Genomic DNA, 22,883 nt, shown 5'->3' with positions numbered 1-22,883 from the left:
AGACACAAACCAAGGAAACTTGATGGTTGTGTAAACAGACGATGGGGTTATTCTGCCAAGGGATGGGTAGGTGCCATCTCGGCATACAGTGAAGTCACAGGCAAAGCACTGTATGCCATAACCTCCTATAGCGAACCCCATATCTAAGTAGACAGACTACTGTACTACTTAACCCTTTATATCTAACTCGAAGCCTCCATGGGCCTTAGTGTTCGTGGAGGCTTCTATAGTAGCCGCGCAATCGTCAGTGCTATATGTTAATGCGTATAATTCAGCAGCAAGCTCCTGATCAAATTGAGTCATTATCATATTTTATTTTTTAATTGAAGTGGGCCTGATTCATGGATCACGCCCACTTTCTACTGATAAGCCTCTAACGCATGCCCGCGGACTGACTAGTCACTGAACACAAGTGCGGTGACGACTGTTTAGCACTCCATAAGTTGCATCAGCAACCCTGATAATTCAATGTGTGTGTCAGCGGCCCCACTGAGGCTGTGAGCCGAGACTGCCATGATGTCCCATGGTAATTCATAGCTTTTATCGCAGAACAAGTGAGTTATTTTTGATGAGGCAACTTACAACTTACTACAATATGTAGCAATTTGCACTACACAAGGGCAGACACAAAAGAAAAAGGCTTCAAAGTTGGTATTTGACTAGTCGCCATTAGTGTGGGCTTGGTTACCGCATCCATTCTGGGTAACCAGGTCTATTACTTAGGTAAGCAGTCCTAGCCACGAGCCTGGTAGAGCAGGTGGTTAACATACTGTCTAGCTCTAGCATCAATCATTCTCTCTTATACCCTTAATAATTTCCTCCTCAAGTTCTGTATTGAGAGACTGAATTTGTTGGATAACATCAATGAGCTTTTGGCCTAATGGCGTTATGGAATATTCCGTACGGGGTGGTACTTCAGGAAACGAGTGTTTTTTTAAAAGGCCATATGCCCTTAACTTTCGCAAACGCTCTGCTAGGACTTTTTTCGAAATACCGTTGATATGCTTTTCCAGAGCCCCTGGCCGAATAACACCACTGCTCACTGCAAGCAAGACAGGTACGGACCATTTGCAGCCAAGAACATTTTCAAGTTTTCGAGCGCTACTTTGCATCTGTTATCTAATTTTTCTCTAGATAGTTCAATGAATTAAACCAAAAAGTGCCTACCCCACCAAAAAGTGCCCCCTTTCCTAGATGGTTTGCCTACGTTTAGCCTAAGCAATAGGCGCACATCGCCCAATACTTAACCTAGGAAAGAATCATGAGTAAGACAGCTACTTTTTATCATGCTGGTTGTTCAGTTTGTATTGCTGCTGAAAATAATCTGGCAACAGCAATAGATACGTCTCGCTACAATGTGGAGAGCGTACATCTCGGCAATGATCAATCCCGTATTGCTGAAGCCGAATCAGCGGGCGTCAAATCTGTACCCGCATTGGTGATAGACGGTGAAGCATTCCATATCAATTTTGGCGCTAGTTTGTCTGATTTGAAATAGCTAAAACGGGTATCTGCTTCAAGCACAATATTCTCTCCAAGAAAGTAGTTTAAAACACTTGAGTTTTCCAGTTCCCATTGGCTTTTATAACTATCAACAACAAGTAATAAATATCTACTCACCTCAGCGTGCAGTGGAAACAACACTTGAAGTTGATTATACCTGCCGATTAATCCCTTGGCTAGATAATCCCTCGGCTAGAAACGTAAGCTTATCAGTGGAATCGCTATGAATTCAGTAATTGAACCCTCAAAAACACAAACTGTCAAGCCCGACTCTTCAGCTGATATCTCTCACTCTCGGATGCTATTGGAGAAAATGGCCCATAATTGGCACCTTAGGTCCCAGGTTAGCCAAGTTAAAAAGAAAGTAGCATATGAGTCATCATCCGAGATGGCCTTCAACCCAAATCGAGAAGATTTTCGTTTAGATTTGCTACCATTTAAAGATCACCCGGATTTTTTAGCTGCACCTTCAGAAATTAGACAAAAAGTCCTTTCCTGTGGCTGGATTGCCTATAACGAAAAAACAATTGATATTGAATCCAAGGTAATTGCCCCAGCATGTAATCATATTCTCTATCGGGAAGTTCCAGGGGTAGATGATGAGACAAGCCAATTGATCGCTAGCGATACCTTAGTCGATGAAGCTTATCACATTCAACTGGTTGTGCATGCTTGCAATATCACCCGTGAACATCGTCAATTACAACACTTAAAATTACCAAGTTTTACCTTGGTAAGAAAGATGACGCAAGAAAAAGAACGCTATTCAGAACCATGGAAAAAGCTTCTTGTTCAGATGGCTACAGCTATTGTTTCAGAGGTTTTTGTTAGCGATTATTTGTCGCTGCTTGCGTATGATAAGGAGATCCAGCCTTTGAACCAGCTGACTGTTCATACCCACCTACGTGACGAGAAGGCTCACCATAGTATTTTTCTAGAGTTGGCCAAGTGTATGTATGCTAATTTGTCACTAGAGCAACAGATGTTCTTTGCCCAGATATTGCCCAAGCCTGTCCGCTGGTTTGCCGATGCAGAACTAGATGTATGGGGGGCTATGCTACAGCAAATCAATTTTCCTAATGCCAGAACAATCATCCAAGACACAGCGACAAATGCAGACGTTGATCTGCTGAGAATTGACTATTCCGATGTCATTCAACTGGCTAAGGAATTAGGAGTGCTAGATTCTGCAGCAGGGGCAGACAGCTTTGCACAAGCAGGTTTATGTGACTAAGACAACACCTTGCTTCTTGATAGACACACACCCAAAACGCGTAAAAATTTTCAACAAAGGAACCATGAAGACAGCCATTGCAATTCGACATATTGCCTTTGAAGACGTAGGTAGCCTTGCCCCTGTCTTAGAAGATCAGCGATATTCCCTTCAGTATTTAGACGCAGGGGCCGATAATTTAGCTAACCTTGACCCAGCTAGCCCCGATTTGCTGATTATTTTAGGTGGACCGATTGGAGCCTATGATGAGCAAGATTATCCGTTTCTAAAGGATGAGCTGCGGATATTAAAGCACCGACTTGAGGCTGATTTGCCCACCCTAGGAATTTGTTTAGGTGCCCAGCTAATAGCGCGTGTTCTGGGGGCCAAGGTTTACCCTGGAAACGCAGGGAAAGAGATTGGTTGGTCCCCCATTAACTTAAGTGAAGCAGGCCATCAGTCTGTCTTACAGCCCCTCGCGACTGCCGATGCTGTTTTACATTGGCATGGCGATACCTTTACATTACCCGATGGTTGCGATCGCTTAGCCTCAAGTGCTAAGTATGAAAATCAAGCATTTTCCTACAAGCAAACGATCTTAGCCCTACAGTTTCATCCAGAAGTAATCACCCAAACAGTGGGAAAATGGTTTATTGGCCATGCTTGTGAGATTGGCTCGACCACAGATGTGACAGTTGCAGCCTTGCGCCAAGATACACAGAAATATGGGAAAACGTTGCAGCACTTAGCCAGTCTCTGTTGGCGGCAATGGTTAACCCAAATTGAGCAAGCAACTCATCTACGTAATCAGCCCGTCAATGTTTAGCGCATAACCTTGACAAGGTGTCTTACTTTCATCGAACGTACGCAAACGTCGAGAGTGATTCGGCGTTTGCGTATCTCGGTATCCAAAAAGAAAGTATCCGCTAAGCTGATCGAATCAAAATGTCCCAATCATCTATCACACCATAGAGTTATCTCACTGTTTTACAAGAAAAACAATGACGAATAACAACATTAACGTTTGTATCAGAGAAGAGACATTCAAGCATTATCGGAATATCCTAAGGACATGAGCTGAAAGGCTTATGGCCATAACGAAAGGAGGTCTGACAATAGATATCTCAGTAGAATCATTTGACGGATCAAAGACAGCACCCAAACAACTCACTGATATCTCTTCTTACTGGCACTAGAGAGCCCTGTTTATAGTAAGGTTGCCTTATTAAAACAACTCTAAAAAGTCTTGTTGAACTTAGGAGAACTTTTCAGTTGATTGTTTTGGGTGCTGTTGTTTTTAAAGCTTCACTAGACTAATCGTCCGACGCTACAATTCTCTGGGCAAACAGTGCACAACCACGTCAGAACCCTTTAGTTAATATCCTATCTGCTCATCCCACAGTGATCTCTGACACATGCTAGGAAAAATTGATAGTTGTGTAAGCAGACGATAGGCTTGTGCGGCAAAGGTATGTATGTAAACCATTTCGGCATACAGTGAATTCACAGGCAAAGCACTGTATGGAATAACTTCCTAGCACGAACCCTATATCTAAGTAGACGGAATACTGTACTACTTAACCCTTTATATCTAACCCGAAGCCTCCATGAGCCTTAGTGTTTGTGGGGGCTTCTTATATGAAATGTCTGGTTGCCTGATTCTGATATCGTAGTGAGCGTGTAGATACGCTTTGCCTATTTCACCTCGTGAGGCTACGGTGTACACACATCTCGAAAGGGAGTTCACAATTCTGCATTATTCCCCTTAATCCCCCCTTGGTAAGGGGTGAAGCTCCAGTCCTCCCCCTTACCAAGGCTACCGTGTATACATAAGTCGAAGAGTAGCTCCAAGTATCGAGCCCTCATCCCCCAACCCCTTACTCCCTGAGGGAGAAGGGGGGCCTGACCTCAAAGTCCTTCTCCCCCAGGGAGAAGGATTTAGGATGAGGGCCAATTCAAGGCCAAGGCTACCTTTTAGGGCATTATCTTTCGAGATGTGTGTACACGATAGCCTTATCCAAGGGGAACCCTAAGCAGGGTATTTGAAACTACTGAATCTTCAGGGGGTTTGGCCATTCTCTCTGACTTATGTATACACCGTTGTGTACACGGTAGCCCCGTGAGGGGAAGTGGTTGATTGTGACGAAATCCTGGAACTATTCAGATATAGCGACATAATGTTTCAATCCCCGTGAGGGGAAGTGGTTGATTGTGACTATCAAGGCAACTACTTTGGTGAGGCCCTAGGCGATGTTTCAATCCCCGTGAGGGGAAGTGGTTGATTGTGACATGAGAGTAGGGGGCCGTTGGACAAACGGAAACTGTTTCAATCCCCGTGAGGGGAAGTGGTTGATTGTGACCTAAGGCGATGAAACCTATAACGAGTTAGATGTCTAAGTTTCAATCCCCGTGAGGGGAAGTGGTTGATTGTGACTTCTTAGTTGATCCGCAACCGGCAACCACAACTGTGTTTCAATCCCCGTGAGGGGAAGTGGTTGATTGTGACCCGCAGCTTCCCTATTCGGTACGGGAGCTGTAAACAAGTTTCAATCCCCGTGAGGGGAAGTGGTTGATTGTGACTTCTGATTGCTGTTGCTTCTCTCAACAAAGAAAAGATGTTTCAATCCCCGTGAGGGGAAGTGGTTGATTGTGACGCTTTTGTCATAGGCCAGTGCACCGAATATACTCAGTTTCAATCCCCGTGAGGGGAAGTGGTTGATTGTGACTCCTTCGCTAACTGAGAGAGCCCATTTAGCATATAGTTTCAATCCCCGTGAGGGGAAGTGGTTGATTGTGACGTTGTGATTGAATGCGTTGCAGGGTAGGTGCATTATGTTTCAATCCCCGTGAGGGGAAGTGGTTGATTGTGACACTCCCTCTGCTCCTCTTGCTTGCAAGAAGACTGGTTTCAATCCCCGTGAGGGGAAGTGGTTGATTGTGACGGCAGCCCATTGAAACGTTGGCTGCATTTAGTTTTCAAGGTACCTTTGCGCGAATCTACCCCATTATAGTTCTCAGCCCAGTAAATGTGCACTTCTTCAAGTTACCTTAATCCTACGAAACATTTAACTGATAAGCCTTCCAGCCCTTGCGCGGATCCAAAAGACAAGCAAAAAGCCACTAATCCGCTCTGACAAAGCTTTTCACCCCCTTTATTCAGCCTGCCACAGAACACAGCCCCACAGTCGCGCAGCCGATGGCAGCACCAGACATTAAATTAGTTTAGCCCCATCAACCCTGATAATGCCTCAACTCAGCATCCGCCTCTGCCTGCATCCGCTGACGTAATACCAGAGGGGCAATCACCTCACCTTTAGGCCGCCAATCCCGGAGCCGCATCACAATATTAATATCCCCCAGGCGTATCCAAGCCCGATAATAAGCATCCTGCGGATTGCGCCGAGCTAAAATATCCAGCACTGTTGCCTGCTCGTCACTATCCCCGATCGCCTGTTTTATTAACCCTGGCAATGCTTGATAGTCAACCGCCTGAAAAGTAGAATGTCGCTCAGTCTGCTCAACATACCACCGAGCAAACTCAGACAGAAAACGCATAATTAACAACCGACGAGGTAAATAAAAATTAAACCCCCAGGCCTGGTCCAAAGCCGCACTCACATTTTCTGACGTTGGTAATTGGCCCATGCGCCGCATCGCCCGTAGCGATTCTGGGACCTGGGGGTCACCCCAGACAAACACCGTCAATCGAGATGATGTAATTCGATCTAACCGGTAATTATGCCAACCGAATACACCGGTTGGATCATCACCATAGGCACTGAGATATTTAGCCCGTCGAGAATAATGCAAACACACCGGATAAACCGTAATCGGTACAGTGTCCTCCGGGCTACGCCAATAGTTAAACTGAATAACACCGCCGCCACTGCGCCATAGCTGTTCGATTTGTTCTTGCAGTGTATCCACCTGCTCCTGCATCGCCTCCGACAGGATGTAATCTAGATGGATAAAGATACGCCGATCTGGCTCTACAGTGGTCACTGACTGTTGACTGGTCAGCTGTTCCCACAGAGATTGCACAATTACATTTAGATTGGGCTGCACAAACGAAATCGACTCTAGCGATCGCAATACCTCCCAGGTCTGTGCTACCGACAAGTTACCCAATGGCATGGGTGCCTGCATCTGTAGCTGCGGCCAATGATGGGGCTCAAGGGTACGAAACCGTCCCTTGCTCTCCCCAGCCAGCCAGCCCAGATCGGCCAAATGGGATAAGTCATTTCGAATCGAACGATGCACGGTCGCGAATGGACAGGCGGCCAAAGCGGTATCCATGGCCGCTTGTGTCAGATGGCTCAAACCCATAATTTGTTGCTGCCACTCTATTAATGAAAAGGCAGGATCACTGTCCATTAACCAGGTTGCTAGGGAACGCTGACAACAACAATCAAGGTCGCAATGGGCAGTTAGCTCTGGTACCTTCGCTGTTTCACTACGGCCATGGCTTGGTGCAAAGAGAAGAGTGCGCAAATCCCTATAGCGAAATGGCTGCGGTAGCTGCTGTGCCCAAGCATCAGGTCCATATAGCTGATGCAGCAATACCCACAGGCGTACTGCCCGTAACAGTCGATCTGCTAATCGTCCCTTGGCTAATTCATGTAACAGTTCAGGTGTAGGTAAGTAGTTAAATGCCATCACAACTTTAGCGAAAGCTGATTTTGAAGCCCCCTCTTCTAAAGTGTATGCATAATTGGCAAGAGGAAACCATATAACGGGATTAGTGGTGAAAAGAATCCACAATGCATCTGCTACATCTCAATGACATTAAAGTGTTGTGTTTCTATATCTAATGTTTGCCTTTGGAGAATGATCTGTGGCCGATGCTTCGATTCAACTGACGCTGAGCCATCATCAAACGACTCAGGGATTGGCGTATCAGTTGGTAACTATTGAGTTGGTGAGTCGCGATCGCATTATTGAACCGCAAGAGTTAGCAACATTGCGTTTACCGGCGGGTCTAGATCCGCGCAAGGGTGTGGTGCTCTCTGGGCGGGCTCCGGTCTGGCTCTATGCATATCTGGTGCATGAATGTCATCCGACGGTGTGGGTTGCTTGTTTTGACCCACGTTTGGGGGCGGTTGTGACGACAACTCATTCTAAACTTGTCAGTGTTGGGCAGGTGCTCCCGCTTGAGGATTTAAATTTGGGAGTACCGTCTATTCAACCTGATAAGCTGGGGCCTGCTCTATTGGTGGTGGGGCCGCCGGACAGTGGCAAGAGTGTTTTGTCTCACCAGTTATTTGTAACTTTGGTTAAAGATTATCCGGATGTGTATTTGCAACGCGCTCAATGGGATGGTGAGGGTAATTGGACATTAGAGCTGTCGGAAAATGCATCCGAGCGAGAGGCATTTAAGTTGGCTAACAAAGGCACTCTGACAGAGCGATTTTTTCCTTATCAGGGGCAGGCGATTCGTAACCTGCGGCAACAAAAGTCGTTGGTGATTGTGGATGCTGGGGGAATGGTGCAACCGGAAAAGCAATCGATTCTGGATGCTTGTACTCATTATTTGATTATTAGCTCAAAGCCTGAAGAGATTGAGCCCTGGCATGATTTTTGTAGGGATCAGGGAGGATTGAAACCAGTTGCTGTTATTCACAGTACTTTGCAAGCTATGGTTGAAGTTTTGCAGCATGAGCCTTTTTTGGAGCTACGCTGTGGTCCTTGGGTGCAGGGAGAGGCAGCACAGCTTCCTGACGCGTTGTTAGAGAGGTTGCGGTTAATTCTGTAGAAGACCATGGGATGTCACCAATGTAAAAGATCGGCAATTTTAGACTAATTGAACAATGTCCGAACTAATGTCAAACCCTCTTGATAAGTCAGTAGATACTGAGAAGATTGCCTGTAATGTATATCAGAAAGCGATCATAGCTCTTTTGAACTGGGCTGAAATTCCACGTCCTGATGATTGCCAAATTGCACCCTGTAATGTTGTCGAAAAAGCTCAGCAACGTTTTGGCTGGCATCAGGCGTCAATTGATTTTCTAAGACTAATTTTTGATCAGATTCAACTAGAAGATGGAACCTCGTCTGTCCATTACGTTCCGCTTAAAAAAATTGAGTGTGATGCCTCAACGTCTTATCCTATAATTCCTTACCCTGTAACAACAGATCCAAACAAGTCGGATATTACAGCATTTAAACAGGCTATCCAGCAAAATATACTACCTCAGCTTAAAGCCAATTGGAATAACTTTTCATGGCTCTCCATAGTTTTAGAGAAATATGGAGGGTGTGTGAGTTACGGAGACTCTAGTGTTGCACTAGTTGACTCAACTCGAATCGTCGCAGCGGTTGCAGTCGCAATGTCAAATACTTCAGAATCTAAACTATGTTTAATAGCAGGCGATTTGTCTGGCATCCAAAATTTTATCTATACAATTACTTCTGATGGTGCGCTTAAATCTCTTCGTGCCCGTAGTTTTTATCTAGAGCTGGTTACAGAAGAGGTTGTTCAACAACTTATCCATAAGTTAGCAATTCCGAGAAGTAGTGTGATTTATGCAGGTGGTGGCAACTTATACTTACTGGCACCTTTTGGTTCTGAGAAAAGGGCAATTCAAGCAGCAAACCTGATTAATAATTGGCTCAAACGAGACTTTCAGGGTAAAGTGTTTCTATCATTGGCCTGTCAGGACTGTGATGTTCAAGATGTTGCTAGTAGTCAATTTGCTAAAATCTGGAATAAGGCTATTGAGAAAGTAAATAGTCGAAAAACTCAAAAATTTTCGCAACAGCTTAATCAACTACTACAGCCTCGCTATAGCTATACGCCGTGCAAAGTTTGTCACCGAGACGATCAAAAAAAATTATATCCACTGAATCGACAAGAAGTAGATTCTCCTGATGCTTGTACAGTGTGTCAGCGGATGTTTCGTCTAGGGGGACAATTATTTAAGGTCAAAGCAGTTATTCGTTCGTTATCACCACGCCTACCAAATGCGCTTGATCGTCTCCCACTGCATATTCCTGGTCAAGCTGTCTATTATCATCTGTACGAAGATCTTCCTAATACCGTCGAGAAACAAGATGCCGTATTTCTGGTCAATAACTGGCACCTGTCAGACTATGCTGACTTAGAAGCAACGCCGCTAATTTTAGGTAATTATGGTGCCCGTGGCAGTGATGGGTTTATGACCGCTCAAGAGTTTGCTGAAAAGGCGAAGTCTAAGGGTAAGGAAGAAGCCAAGTCTGAGGATCGTGAACAAGCGAGGTTTGGGAGCCGTATAGCCCGTGTTGGCTACTTACGTATGGATGTTGATAACTTAGGAAAGATGTTTGCCAAGGGGCTAGAGAAAAATGGTTATTCGCTACCCAGGCTAGCAAGCCTATCACGGCAAATGAGTTACTTTTTCAAGGTCTATTTAAATAGTCTGGCGTGCGATCGCAAAGAAAATTTCCTCAAGTATCTCAACGACTCAGACCAAAAACAAAAGGAGAGAACTTCTCCAAAAACAGCCTATAAGTTTAGGGCACTTACAGAAAATACTCGTCAAGACCTCCTATTTATCTATGCAGGTGGTGACGATCTGTTTGTTAGTGGTGCTTGGAATCAGATAGCTGAGTTTGCGTTTGATGTTTATCAAACCTTTCGAGCTTACACTGGTAATCATCCCGATATTACATTATCAGGGGGAGTGACCCTGGAAGTTCCCAAGTTTCCACTTTATCAAGCAGCGAGTTCTGCTGGAGATGCTGAAGATCTGGCAAAAAGCAATGACCGTGATAGCCTAAGCCTGTTTGGCATAGTCTTCAAATGGCATGAATGGTTGGGAAATGGCTCTCTAGAAAACCTAGAAGATTCTACCAAAACCTATTTTTCGACTAGCAACTCGCCCAAGAAGCCACCCTATTTAGGTGTTTGGGACTTTGTAAAAGTGCTAGAAACTAATCTTTCACAGAAATACAAGTCTAGTTTTATTAGAAATCTCCTCCTAACTGCTCAAGTTCAAGAACAACACATAAAGGAAAAGATGCAAAAAATTGAACAACGTCGAAGATCTTTGTCTGCACATATGAACTATAAAAATGACTCAACCATACAAGCGTTGGAAAATGAGGTGCGCGATATTCGTTATTATTTACATCTGCCTAAAATTGCCTATACCCTAGCCAGATTACCCGATGATTTACGTCGACATGAAAAATTCAAACCCATGAGAATCTCTTTGCTAAGCCCCTACAATGCTCCTTACTTTAGAGCTGTCGCCACCTGGATTGAACTACTGAATCGCAAGTAATCTATGAACTATAAATCCCCTAATCGAAACCGAACGTCTCCTGCTGAGGAAATCAGTAAAGAGATTGAGAAGTATATAGAGTCAAAGTCTCTCAAATCTTTGAAAGAATACCCTGTGCGAGACTTGGTTAAACATGCAGAAAAGCTTGGCCCCGTATTGCGACAGCAGCGTCTAGAAACAAATCAAATTCGTAAATTTTTAGACGCTATTAATCAATTAAAGGCGAGGCTTATTACCAGTAGCTTCAACGAGATTGAAGCAGACATTATCTTACTCAAACCTAAGCTAGCTTACGCAGCCACTCGCCAAAATGCGGTTGAGCCATTAAAAAGGGTTATGACAGCTGCCATTGAGAAAACTCGTGATGAACATGACTTTAAGCGATTAGTGCAATTAATTGAATCTATCATTGCGTACCACAAAGCTGCCGGAGGTAAATAATATGTCATACGCATTAGCTCAAACTCCCCTGCTAGGAAAGATTCGACTCAACAGCACCATTCATGTAAAGACCGGACTGCACATTGGCGGCGGTGGTGAAACCTTAGATATTGGCGGCATTGATAAACCCGTCATCCGTGATCCCATCACCCGTCAACCCTACCTACCGGGTTCTTCGATCAAAGGTAAGCTGCGGGCTATTTTAGAACGACTACGAGATAAACCGTTAAATCGAAAAGGAAGTCGAGATACCTTTCGATATGAAAGCGATGATATAGCCCATGGCTTTACGGATATATCTGGGAAACCAGTTATTCCATTTACAGGAGCTAGTTCCTGTGAGGTCAGCCGTTTGTTTGGTTCGACAGGTGTGCGTTGTTGGCTTCCTTCTACCGTTGCTGAGGCAGATAACCTAGATAAGGTATCTGGAGAAATCGTTTCGAAACAACACCCACTGCTGGAAGGAACCCAGAATTTTGTTAAAGTGATCGGTCGTAACTCACCTGCCAGGTTGATTGTGAGAGATAGCCATTTAAACCCTGCTTCAGCCGAAGAACTCAAGCGGATTGACACGGGGCTTTATATGACTGAGTGGAAGTTTGAAAACGGTCTTGACCGCGTAACTGCAGCAGCTAATCCTCGTCAGTTGGAACGGGTGCCAGCAGGCTCAAAGTTTGACTTTGAGCTAGTTTACACCGTTGAAAATACAGAACAAGCTCGAAAAGATCTTGAGAATATTATTCTTACCCTCGCCATCTTAAAAGATGATGCCGTGGGGGGGCATGGCTCCCGTGGTTACGGCAAGATTGAGTTTGAAAATTTTCAGTTTTCTTATCATGATTATCGCAATCTATCTCAAACCTCCGAGGATGGCCTTAAGATTAGTCAAACAACACAATCTATCGAGGGAACAATTGACAATTTATTAGCGAGTTTTGGCCAAGTGGTCACCCTTCTGCCTGGAGGTGCATAGTCTATGAGCCGCTGGAAATTAGTGCGTCTTAAATTTGGCCGCAATGTGGCCCACTTTGGTGAACGCGGCATTGGTATCGAAGAAACAAGTGAGCGGATTCGGTCTGACACATTGTTTAGTGCTTGGATGAGTGCCTATGCTCGTTTAGTCTCAAGTCACGCCGTAGAGGACCTCATCACCAAATTTCCACAAATTGACGAGCAAAATAGTCTGATTAACGTTCCTCCTTTATTTCGGTTAAGTTCAACATTTATCTACCAAAAAATAGATGGACGGTTTGTGGATTACCTGCCTCGTCCGCTGACATTTCCCACCCATTATCCTGTTGGGGGCGACTTTGACATTATCAAGAGTTTCAAAAAATTAAAACATTTGCCCTTAAATATTTGGAAACGTTGGTATCAGAATGAGCAGTTTGGGTCAGACACCATTCAGGAACTGACTGAGGCTACCCGTAAACAAACTACAGGTCTGTTAGCCCGTTCAGGCACCTTCGATTATCCAAGAGCATATTGCATCCAAAAGCTTCCTAAAGTAGCCATTGATCGAACCACTCGGGCCACTAATTTTTATTATACAGGGGTTGTCGGCTACCGCTGGGAAGCAGAGCAAGAAACCATTGAAAATATATCAGGACTCTACTTTTTGGTAGAATTTCCCACTAAAGAAACAGAATTTGATAGAACATTTTTTACCGTATTGGATTTTTTAGCCAGTGAAGGCATTGGAGGCGAACGGTCTAGTGGCGCGGGTCAATTTGAAACAGACGTGTTTGATCTTAACTCTGACTGGAAACAACTTATTCAGTTTAAGAAAGGAACACAGCACAGCCTGATTAGCCTGCTGTGGGAACCCAAGATGTCTCCGGAGACACTGACTCAGGCAAGTTATGAAACAAAAGAACGAGGAGGATGGGTTACTTCACCCAAGGCAGATGTGCAGAAACGAAGGCAATCTGTACAGATGTTTACTGAAGGTTCGACTTTTCCCGTAGAGCCTGAAGGTAAACTGGCAGATGTCACTCCACGTAACTTTAAGGCACATCGCGTCTATCGTAGTGGTATTGCCATCAGTTTGCCAATTAAGGTTAAACGCAGTGAGTCAACGTAGTGCTAGTCAGAGATTCTAACAAGAAATTGTGATAAAGATGGTAACTAATAATGTTCTTGTTAAGCCACCGGGCTATGAAACAGTCCAAATTCAGCTAACGAGTCCTCTATTACATATAGGCTCAGCTGTATCCTGGCTAAATCCCTTTGAATATGTACAAACCTCCCAAAAAGTTTACTTACCCAATCAAGATGCACTAGCTCGAATTCTAAATCAGCGGGGAAATCAGCGGGAATATCTAAACAAATATATTCGTCGGATTGAAGATCGACAAGAGATTACAAGTTTGCTAAGAGAAGCAATTGATGAAGACTGGCAAACAGCGGTGAGCGATCGCAACGAACCCGTTTTCCCTCAAGCCATGAGTAGTCAAAAATGGGTAGATGGACGTATTACCGATCTACGTCCTATGATTCGTAACGGCATGGGGCAGTTCTATATTCCAGGTACATCCATTAAAGGCGCTATTCGCACAGCAATTGTATACCACATGCTTAAACACAGTCATCGCTATAAGCTTCCTAAAGAACAGCGGGTTAGTGAGATTGAGCATCGGTTACGCAGAAATATAGGAGACCTTAAACGAAAGGCCAAGTTTACAGACGATAGTTTGTTTATGAATCGGCTATTTTGCAGCTTTAATCTGACTTATCAAGGCAAAGCCGTACCCGCAAGAGAAGGCCCAAATACAGACTTTATGAGGGCCGTGAAAGTTACAGACAGTACGCCCCTGGTTGAAAGAAAATTCACTAGACCCAATGGAAAACCAGGCGTTCTCAATTTGTCCATTGTGCCAGAAGTAATTATATCAAGTTATTTTCTAGATAACCGGGCTAAGTATCGTGCTTCAATTTACGCAGAGATGGTGCGCGCAGTCAAAACATCATTTTCCATTTGCCTGGACACAGAAATGCTGAGCTGGTTCAGGGGAGAGCAAGGGCTAAAGATTCCATTTAAGTCGGTTAGTGAATTACTGGAAATCTGTCAGGAATTTGCCCAAGACCAATGGAACGCTGAATATGACTATTGGCACAATACGAAGGATAATTCTGACGCGCGAGGTAAAAACCTAGATTTTAGTCATATTCGCCATTTTTATAAACCCAAGCAATGTCCGTTTAGCCTTAGACTTGGCTGGGGGAGTGGGTTGCTGGGAACAACCATTGGCTTATTGCTTAAAGATGAACTGCGGGCAGAAATCCGGGACATTTGCGGTATTCGCGCTCCTAACTTCGAAGCCCCTAAATCTCGCAGGACAGTCGTTAACAGATCTAGTGAAATTAGATTTGTGCCTGGATGGTCAAGACTAAAATCGGTATAATCTTTAAGCTATTGGCGCATATAAACATATGGCAAAAGTAAGCTTACCAGACTCAACTCAAAACTATATCAAGCAGATTGAAATTATTGGTCTTTTTAATCGCTTTGATTTGCTAATAGAAGATTTAAAGCCAGATTTTAATACCTTTTATGGCACTAATGGATCTGGTAAAACGACAGTTTTACACGCGATAGCCAATGCGCTCAATGGTGACTATGAGCGTTTTTTAAGTCTTGACTTCAATAGGATTGAAATTATATTCAACGATGACTCTTATATAAAACTCCTTCGACCAGAAGGTGAGGATGTGACTTTGATTCGCAGCGATCAAAGACGAGAGCTACCAATTAGAAAATACAACATAGAAGAAGATAATGATTCTCCAGATTTTGAGAGGCAGAGAAATGATTTAGTTAGTTTTCGACAATCTAATCCATTTCCAAAGACCAGTTATTTTCCAGCCTTTCGTAGCATCATAGAAGCATGGAATGCATTAGGGAAATTGGATGAACAAGATAAGCTATCGCGACAGCTATTTGGCAATTTTGTTCCCTCATTAAAGTATTTATCAATTCATCAAATAGAAAAGGAGCTTCGAGATAATTTTTCCGCTTTCAAGAAAGCTGTTAATAACCGTAATCAGGAAGTATTGTCCCAAAGCTTTGGAGACATTTTACTCTCATTCTCAAAAGTAGATGCACATGTGGATTCTGATTTTGATGCAATACTTCAAGAGATAGAGGCACTTTCTAAAGAAGTTTCAGCTCACCCCCTGCAGTCAGATGTAAATTTTCTGACTGGACTCATGGAAAAAGCACAAAGTATTTCTGAATTTACCCATACTAATTCAGACCTGTCTGTGAACTTACCTAGACAGGTATTAACCACTTACAGAGATGCGTTACAAAATATAGTCAATTTTCAAATTGATATATTTAAGCCTATCTCTAACTACATAGACAGTGTAAATACCTGGCTTCAGCAAAAACAGATAACTATCAATCCAGAGGTATTCAATACAAATCAGCCATTTTTGGGCTTAGTTGATAACAATGGCATAGTCTTTGGTGACATTCAATTATTTTCATCAGGAGAGCGCCAGATTTTTACACTTATGTATGCAGTACATTCAGTTACGCAATCAAATGCAAATACTATCGTACTCATTGATGAACCAGAGATTTCACTTCATATTAATGGTCAAACCAGATTAGTCGATAATCTCTTTGAGCGTTTGCAAGATAAGCAAATCATTATCTCTACCCATTCCCAAAGAATGGCGGGTATGCGCAGGGGTGCACTTAAGGAAATTAAATTAACCCAAACAAATAAACAAAAATGGCTTGATAGTCCGGCACCGGTAAGGGATCAAGATTTAGAAAAAACTGACGATCTTGGCTTAGTAGAGAAGCATACGCCCTATGACGATCCCAAAGCTGGAATTTCTTTGAACGAAGCAGAAGAGGAGTAAATAACCCGATGGAGCTGAAAGAAAATCTGGATGATTATTTTGCATCCTTGGAGATGAGAGGCAGCGAAAGATATTTATTGATTGAGGGGCCTACTGATAAAGAAATCTTTGAAAATTTTTTGAATAGACGACCCTCCTCTGACATTGGAAATAGTCATGATGTGAAAATTGATTTGGTAGAGAATATTGATCTATCAGATGAGCCGGAACGGCCTTGCGGAAATCGTGAGAAGGTTGAATACGTTGCAAAAAAGGTATTGGTCGATCAACAACTGCGTGCTAAAGGAATTATATTTGCTGGATTTGCAGACAGAGAATTCGACGACTTTGATCTTAATCAAATTCAAGATTTGCGAATGGATCACCGTGTGGATGGATATTTAGTATGGTCCCGTGGACATTCTGTTGAGAACTATCTCTTCGAAGAATCACTCTTTTATGAACTACTTTATGATGTGTTAAAAATAAGTTGGAAGAACCAAGTAGTCTTAAGGTTCAGATCAGTCTTTATTAAAACAGTTATGGCTGCATGTGCTCTGGGGCTAGCAGCCCATCAGTTGCAAAGATTAACAAAAATCAGAGATTTTATTAATTTTAACCATCTAGACCTTAACGAGAATACAGTAGCTATCGATTTCGACGCATTAGAATTATCTTTAAGTAAGAAAAGCTCTCTAGATTTCGACTTAGCAAAGTTAAAAGATGGATATAAATCCTACTATAAACAGCTTTTAGATATTGATCAAACAGTTATAAAGTGGCTATGTGATGGTCATCTAGGACTTAGTTTGCTCTTGTTTGCTTGTTGCAAATGTGTTGAAGAAAAATATCCAGGTAATGATAGAGGTTCAGGCAAATCTTCTGTCCAACAGTTCATCAATTCAGTGCTTGGGCTGCAACCAGGAAAGTCAAAATTTTATTTGTGTGGAAACTGGTGGGCCAGAAAAGCAGAGACAAAACATTGTGAATATCCTAAAGAGCTATTGAAACTTCTGGGTCTTCCTAACAGAACAGATTCATCTTTAAACATGTATTTCTAAATTTAGCCTATGTTGATAAGGTCTACTTGGACGCTTAAGACTTCAAAAGAGCTGACGTTGCCACGAGCTTACCGACTGGAGCTAAGTAAACAGCTTCACACTCAGGTAGGTATAGAGCTGGGCAGCGAAGCAGTGCCTTCCACCACATTTTCTGGTTTATTGGGTGAAGCCCAGACCGCAGACGGGTTTGTTACCTTTAGCTCAGGTGAGTTTTATCAGCTGTCGATGAGTGGGCTGCAAGAGCCTGCTTCAAAAGCAGTTGCTAGTCTGAGTCTAGGCGAGACGTTAGAGTTTCTAGGTGCAGAGTTTAGCATTGTGGGCCGTGAGGATGAAACCACTAGCTACGAAGCGCTTTACCATCAATATGTGGCAAACGAACCTGAACCTGAGCGTCAGCTAGCATTTTCGTTTCTTTCCCCCACGGCATTTTCTCAAAATCGTACGTATTTGCCGCTGCCAGTTCCGACGTTGTTGTTCCGCAGCTGGCTAGAGCGCTGGAATCACTTTTCATCGGTTTATTTAGGTGGTGATGAACTGATTAGCTATCTAGGGGAAGCCGTAGCCCTATCTCGTCATCGCATTCAAACCCAGTCTTTTCCTATTTACAAAGGTAATGTGAGTGGCTTTGTTGGGACAGCTACTTTGAGTATTTTGTATCGAAGCGATCCGCTGCTAGCTCAGGTGGCGAACTTATTAGTTCACTATGGCCAGTTTGCAGGCAGTGGAATGAAAACAAGACTGGGAATGGGACACAGTCAGATATTAACTTCAGCAAACAGTATTGCAAGGAGCTAACAACGAATATCATGGGCGTTTTTCATCTCATGGGTCTGGGTAAATCACCGGGTGTAATTTCAGCTCCCATATCGTATTTGTCCCATCGCTACAAACGATGGGATGAAAGTGATCGACAGTTTTTTGCATATTCTGGTGAAGTGGAACATCGCGAAGAAAATAGAAAAGTGGGCGATGTTCAAGGTATTGTTATTTTCTCAACAGTTGAGGTGATCTCTGGCAAGAAGCTTGATGGATCTCCCTTTAATAGTTTTGATTATCTAGACAATCGACCAGGAGAAACTCAGGGGAAATTTTGTCAGGGAAGGTCGATTAAGAGTATCGTTTCTGATTTGCTCCCCAATTTACATTGCAAAGATATTTTTGGTAATCGCTCTGCAGTATCTATTTTCTGGTGCCATATTGATCGTCGAGATGTCAAGCTGACCTATGACCGTATTATTCAGACTGTTGCTTCGCTAGCATCAGTCGGTGGTCAAGGAAAAGAAATGTGGGTAAATCTGACTGGCGGCAGTAATCCGGTTAACTTTGCGTTGCAACTGGCAACAACATTGTCTGGTAGCAATGCCCGCATGTATTATGTGCAGGCTCAAAACGCCGCTGCAGAAAAGTGTGTGCATTTCACAGCTGAGGAGAACTATTGGCTAGAATTGCCAATTTTACCATTAGCGCTTGGTGATTTAAGTCAAGCTGTTTTAAGCCTATTGGAGAAGAAAGAACTCAGCCTATTATCTCTCTATGAGCAACTTCAAGGTGATTACTGGAAACTAATGCAGGGGTATACTTCCGATATTTTTCGGGAAGAAGTTCTCAAACCCCTATGGAAACGGATGTTGATCGTGGGCAGTGAAGCTGGTTACTCAATTGGTCCGCAATGGTCAATCATCAAACCCTATAGGGAACGATGGAATGAGGTTCAGGAGTCTGCGATCGCAATAGAAACGTTAGCAAAACAAGTACCCTGGCTCGAACACCAAACTCTGTTGCTGCAGTAATGCTTAGGAAGCCTTTTAGCGCTTTGCTGATTTCACACTAGATCTAAGAGCAATCTCGATTGGTGTCATGGACTCATTCGAGCGATTTGGATTGACCGGCGTATATTGCAAAGGAGCCTTCGGTGACAGGCTAGCCAGCACCATGCCGACCGAACCATGGGCCGTCATGCCAGTGTAATCAGCCATCACCTGCTGTGGCAACCAGCCAATGGGCAGCTGGTCATAAATGCGACGAATATGCTGAAAAAACTCCATCGGGTCATAGATATCATTCACATGAATCAGTTTGAAACTCATGCGATTACCAGAATACGTATCAGCAATTGCAACTGCCATGGCTTTAGTCTGGTCTGAATGCAGCAGCCAACAACGCTCTAAGCGATCAGCATGATGCTGGATAGCAACGCGACAAGGTTCCTCTCGACTGACCAGCAAAATCAAACCACGATGCTTGATGGGAGTGCGAGCATCAGCCAGCGTCTCAGGCTCCAGCTGTTTTAGACCTCTAGCAAATAACAGCACCGACAAGAGAAATATTAACAGGGAGCCGATCGCCAACTGGACAGCGGCAGCTAGCGCATTATTATCATTAAGGTCAGTAACCAGGGAAAACAAAACCTCCCAAACAGCACTTCCCAACACCGCTAGAAAAATAGACCCAATTAGAAAGGGCAACAAAGTTTCAGGATTAAAGAAAATAGACGCAGCTTTGGAAAAGGGCGATCGCATAGAATTATCTGACCAAACGATATCAGTAGGTGAACTCAAGCCTTGATAAGAGTTAAACAGGTTGTTCAACTGCCTAGAGCTTGCCCATGCAGCTGAGCTAACCAAAGCCCAACTCCCTAATTTTGGGGCCTTTGAATCTAGTTTCCCCAAAATTGGGTGACAGAAGGAGCCTGGATATCTTATAGCTAATTGAGACCATCTACTGACCCAGTCTACTCTCAGCTTGGAAGAGGGTTCTTCCAAGCCGATGGCTGACTAGAAGAGAGGGGGGCATCCCAGTTTTGCGACAAACACAATTATCCCTTGCATTGTAGCCAGTCCCATTAAGCAAGCTGAGCCAACGATTCTTTGTTTCCCGCCAATGCTGATAGGTAAAGAAAGCTAATGAGACATAGATGAAACTTATATGATTTTCGCCTACTCATTTACAGAGTTTATAGATAAGCTATAAACAGTTCACGATACACCCGGTTTTTACCATGTCTTACACGACTATCGCGACGACAACAGCGCCTTTAATCCCTATCTCTCTACAGCAACCATCTTCTGATAGTTCAGCGTTTGCAACCCGCCTCAAAGCCGCATTGGAACATGCCCGTCGCCTAACAGAGATGCATGGCCCAAGAAGCATTGACGCGGCCATTGCTTGGGAAGCCGTAGAAGAACTACAAACGGCAAAGGCGCGCCAGCCACGGGTGAGTGCCAACGAGGCCTTTGCACGTTACTGCGACGAAAATCCCCATGCCCTTGAATCTCGAATTTATGACATTTAGGTGATTCGACGTTCACGCTCAATTCGTATCTCGCTTTGCTAGCGCAAAACCTCTCAGTCCCTATCGATCGGTAGGGACTTTTTTTGTCTAAAAAAGGAACACAGTATTTGCAAAAGGTAAAGAACAGAAAAAAGCCCCGGCAGTCACCAGAGCTTTAGTTTACCTACTGAATTCAACAAAAATAGCCAGCTTATCTCTGCAATGCTAACTGTTGGGTTGCCTTGGGTGATGGCTGTGCTGCAAAGTCTCCACTTAATCGGACCTTTAACTCCTGGTCTAGCGCAAACTGTTCCACCAGGGATCCCGCCAAGAGTACACTGATTTCACCAACTTTAATCGTGCCCCAGTTAATCAGAATGACACCTCGGCCTTTGTCTGGATCAAACGTAATATCAGTTAGATCAACATTTTGAAGTGAGCGCAACGGCGTTTTATAGGTAATGCTGCTCCAGCAAGGAATCTCCATTCTATGGGCAACGAGGGTTGGATAAGATGAACCATTAAAGCGTGGATTGCATTCAATCGCTAAATACTGCACCCCATCAGGTGTTGGCACAACGGCAACATCAACAGCAAAGATCCCCTGCATGCCATGTTCACCTAGCCACATTGCTAGGGGCTCCATACTCTCCCAAGGCTCGTGTTGAGACGGGTAACGGTTACCGCGATGGACACAGCCTTCTAAAATCTGCTCTGACACCAGTAAAGGTTGCACACCATCAGCGGTCACTCGATATTGCAAGTTCAAAAAAGCAGAGGCTTGAACTTCGGCTTGAATTTGCAGTGCTGCATCTGGAGCCAGTTGTGTAAATGCTCTTTCTAAAGCAGCTTGATTGGAGCAGCGTGTAATCCCGGCACCATGATCTGAGACAGCAGGCTTAACATAGCAAGGAAATGGAATATCTGTTGCTGCTCTCGCCGCTGATAGATTGGCAAATCGCAACGTCTTAGGAACAGGTACACCTAAAGCTTCTGCTAATTGAATAAAGTTATTTTTAGAATTAATAAATTCAACAACTTCAGACCACTGAGGATTTAGTTGAGTAAAGAACTGACGATATTGATGGTGTGAATTGACCGCATCTCCAAAGAAATAAAATGAGGGCTCATACTCACCATGCCGATTGATTTCGTCTAGAGAACGTGACCAAATAACGTCATGGCTGTGAAACACCCCCACTTGAGCATAGTGATCCACAATAAATGCCCACTCTGACTGGAGATCAGGCGTCATCTGAATTTTGTCTTCTGGATGAGTCAAGGCAAGGACTCGCCCCGAAAAGAGAGCTGTGCCAGCTTCCTGGTCATGGGTACTGAGGGTAATATCATGGTTAAAAATTCTCATAGTTGCTCCTAAAACTTTTTACAACAAAAATCTTTTGAGGTGATCTGCGTTGTACCGAAGAGATTTGCCGACCAAGTATAAGAAACCGGCAATACCCTGTAGAAGAACACACAACTGAGTTTTTGAATCGTTAAAGTACCAGTGTTAACAAACGATGACACTATACACACTGAGTGACTTTACGCTTCTGCACAGTGACATTTAAACGGTGCTGATCAGGCCTGTACCCGGCCACACCTATCGCACGTTCAGGCAGCTGAGCTCCTGAAAATTCAGATACCAAGCGTCGATTAGTCTCTGACAGTAACTGAGACAACACTAAATGAACAGATGGTTCACACGACTGCAATAGCTGGTTTACTGTTTGCAGTGTGAGCGCCTTCAAATTATTCTGACCAGTAAGGTCTAACGCCCGATTGAGCCCAATTATTAAGGAATAGGGCGTCATTTCATTTAAGCTTTGTTGAGCCAACATCGGGATGTTTTGCTCAACAAAAAGCTCTTTCCTACACAGAATTTTAAGTAACGGCAAAACAATTGCACTACCAAATTTAGGGAATAGCTGAGAGAGTTGTTGGCGAGTCCCTGGAGATTGAGTAGTAATAAACAAATAAACTGATAGCCCTAGAAAGTCTTCAAAATCATAGGCAGCAAGGCGTTCACCGACACCTTCATCATATGCGAGGGCATAAACTGCCAACCAGTCAGCATGTTGGAGTGTGTGTTGACTATGCAGTGCAACAAAGCCTGAACCAATCAAAATAGACATGGACAGAAGGCTAGCTAGGCGCTAGTTTGAGTTTTGCCAGATAGTAAGCAGTAAAAAAACAAGTCAGACCATACACGATACAAACGCTGTTTGTATCGCAAAGATGGGCTACCAACTCAAGAACCGAAGCGTTTGTCTAAGCAG

At 43.7% G+C, this 22,883-nt stretch carries 19 protein-coding genes and 1 CRISPR repeat array; of the genes, 14 read left to right on the top strand and 5 right to left on the bottom strand.

Translation table 11 applies throughout. The features are described from left to right. Window positions 1–785: 785 nt before the first annotated feature. Window positions 786–1,112 carry a winged helix-turn-helix transcriptional regulator gene (locus SPB21_RS24780; protein WP_163661396.1) on the bottom strand — a complete coding sequence of 109 codons (327 nt, stop codon included), beginning with the start codon at window positions 1,110–1,112 and terminating at the stop codon, window positions 786–788. Between the two features lie 149 nt (window positions 1,113–1,261). Here SPB21_RS24780 and SPB21_RS24775 point away from each other — a divergent pair, with 149 nt between their 5' ends. From SPB21_RS24775 to SPB21_RS24765, 3 genes are all read left to right on the top strand, one after another. Next, on the top strand, window positions 1,262–1,498 hold the full coding sequence (locus SPB21_RS24775) for a thioredoxin family protein (RefSeq protein ID WP_006517148.1): 237 nt from the start codon (window positions 1,262–1,264) through the stop codon (window positions 1,496–1,498). A 303-nt stretch (window positions 1,499–1,801) separates the two neighbouring features. Further along, complete coding sequence (locus SPB21_RS24770; protein WP_499868743.1) at window positions 1,802–2,737, top strand: diiron oxygenase; 936 nt, start codon at window positions 1,802–1,804, stop codon at window positions 2,735–2,737. Between the two features lie 64 nt (window positions 2,738–2,801). Continuing rightward, window positions 2,802–3,542: a glutamine amidotransferase gene (locus tag SPB21_RS24765; RefSeq protein WP_499867937.1), complete on the top strand. Its 741-nt coding sequence runs from the start codon at window positions 2,802–2,804 to the stop codon at window positions 3,540–3,542. Between the two features lie 1,281 nt (window positions 3,543–4,823). Continuing rightward, window positions 4,824–5,658: a CRISPR direct-repeat array (repeat unit 37 nt; unit sequence GTTTCAATCCCCGTGAGGGGAAGTGGTTGATTGTGAC). Window positions 5,659–5,947: 289 nt separating this feature from the next. On the opposite strand, the gene SPB21_RS24760 is transcribed toward SPB21_RS24765, so the two are convergent. Continuing rightward, on the bottom strand, window positions 5,948–7,372 hold the full coding sequence (locus SPB21_RS24760) for a TIGR03985 family CRISPR-associated protein (protein WP_499867936.1): 1,425 nt from the start codon (window positions 7,370–7,372) through the stop codon (window positions 5,948–5,950). A 178-nt stretch (window positions 7,373–7,550) separates the two neighbouring features. On the opposite strand from SPB21_RS24760, the gene crn3 reads away from it, so the two are divergent. The 10 genes from crn3 to SPB21_RS24710 are packed head-to-tail and all read left to right on the top strand — an operon-like array spanning window position 7,551 to window position 19,123. Further along, window positions 7,551–8,468: a CRISPR-associated ring nuclease Crn3/Csx3 gene (crn3, locus tag SPB21_RS24755; RefSeq protein WP_499867935.1), complete on the top strand. Its 918-nt coding sequence runs from the start codon at window positions 7,551–7,553 to the stop codon at window positions 8,466–8,468. 55 nt (window positions 8,469–8,523) lie between these two features. Further along, complete coding sequence (gene cas10, locus SPB21_RS24750) at window positions 8,524–10,977, top strand: type III-A CRISPR-associated protein Cas10/Csm1 (RefSeq protein WP_499867934.1); 2,454 nt, start codon at window positions 8,524–8,526, stop codon at window positions 10,975–10,977. Between the two features lie 3 nt (window positions 10,978–10,980). Beyond that, window positions 10,981–11,418: a type III-A CRISPR-associated protein Csm2 gene (gene csm2, locus SPB21_RS24745; RefSeq protein WP_499867933.1), complete on the top strand. Its 438-nt coding sequence runs from the start codon at window positions 10,981–10,983 to the stop codon at window positions 11,416–11,418. A 1-nt stretch (window position 11,419) separates the two neighbouring features. Further along, on the top strand, window positions 11,420–12,391 hold the full coding sequence (gene csm3 / locus SPB21_RS24740; RefSeq protein WP_499867932.1) for a type III-A CRISPR-associated RAMP protein Csm3: 972 nt from the start codon (window positions 11,420–11,422) through the stop codon (window positions 12,389–12,391). A gap of 3 nt (window positions 12,392–12,394) precedes the next feature. Further along, window positions 12,395–13,501, top strand: coding sequence for a type III-A CRISPR-associated RAMP protein Csm4 (gene csm4, locus SPB21_RS24735; protein ID WP_499867931.1), 1,107 nt, complete (start codon window positions 12,395–12,397; stop codon window positions 13,499–13,501). A gap of 37 nt (window positions 13,502–13,538) precedes the next feature. After that, window positions 13,539–14,822, top strand: a complete 1,284-nt coding sequence (gene csm5, locus SPB21_RS24730; protein WP_499867930.1) for a type III-A CRISPR-associated RAMP protein Csm5 — start codon at window positions 13,539–13,541, stop codon at window positions 14,820–14,822. A 28-nt stretch (window positions 14,823–14,850) separates the two neighbouring features. After that, on the top strand, window positions 14,851–16,293 hold the full coding sequence (locus SPB21_RS24725) for an AAA family ATPase (RefSeq protein WP_499867929.1): 1,443 nt from the start codon (window positions 14,851–14,853) through the stop codon (window positions 16,291–16,293). An 8-nt stretch (window positions 16,294–16,301) separates the two neighbouring features. Continuing rightward, a complete protein-coding gene (locus SPB21_RS24720; RefSeq protein WP_499867928.1) occupies window positions 16,302–17,333 on the top strand; it encodes a hypothetical protein in 1,032 nt (343 codons plus the stop codon). Window positions 17,334–17,342: 9 nt separating this feature from the next. After that, a complete protein-coding gene (gene cas6, locus SPB21_RS24715) occupies window positions 17,343–18,128 on the top strand; it encodes a CRISPR system precrRNA processing endoribonuclease RAMP protein Cas6 (protein ID WP_499867927.1) in 786 nt (261 codons plus the stop codon). Between the two features lie 11 nt (window positions 18,129–18,139). Further along, entirely contained in the window at window positions 18,140–19,123 is a 984-nt protein-coding gene (locus tag SPB21_RS24710) for a hypothetical protein (RefSeq protein WP_499867926.1), read from the top strand. 15 nt (window positions 19,124–19,138) lie between these two features. On the opposite strand, the gene SPB21_RS24705 is transcribed toward SPB21_RS24710, so the two are convergent. After that, window positions 19,139–19,852, bottom strand: coding sequence for a CRISPR-associated protein (locus SPB21_RS24705; RefSeq protein WP_163701238.1), 714 nt, complete (start codon window positions 19,850–19,852; stop codon window positions 19,139–19,141). Between the two features lie 479 nt (window positions 19,853–20,331). Here SPB21_RS24705 and SPB21_RS24700 point away from each other — a divergent pair, with 479 nt between their 5' ends. Further along, window positions 20,332–20,625, top strand: a complete 294-nt coding sequence (locus tag SPB21_RS24700) for a Calvin cycle protein CP12 (RefSeq protein WP_499057246.1) — start codon at window positions 20,332–20,334, stop codon at window positions 20,623–20,625. 190 nt (window positions 20,626–20,815) lie between these two features. Here the strand turns inward: SPB21_RS24700 and SPB21_RS24695 are convergent, their stop codons facing one another. Both SPB21_RS24695 and SPB21_RS24690 read right to left on the bottom strand, forming a co-directional pair. Then, window positions 20,816–21,970, bottom strand: a complete 1,155-nt coding sequence (locus SPB21_RS24695; protein WP_499867925.1) for an ATP-grasp domain-containing protein — start codon at window positions 21,968–21,970, stop codon at window positions 20,816–20,818. Window positions 21,971–22,130: 160 nt separating this feature from the next. Beyond that, on the bottom strand, window positions 22,131–22,739 hold the full coding sequence (locus tag SPB21_RS24690) for a hypothetical protein (protein WP_499867924.1): 609 nt from the start codon (window positions 22,737–22,739) through the stop codon (window positions 22,131–22,133). Window positions 22,740–22,883: the final 144 nt, after the last annotated feature.

Origin of the sequence: Leptothoe sp. ISB3NOV94-8A, from assembly GCF_043421595.1 — a bacterium.
GTDB classification, from domain to species: Bacteria; Cyanobacteriota; Cyanobacteriia; order Phormidesmidales; family Phormidesmidaceae; genus Leptothoe; species Leptothoe turfae.
This window is presented reverse-complemented; position numbering and strand designations above follow the sequence as displayed.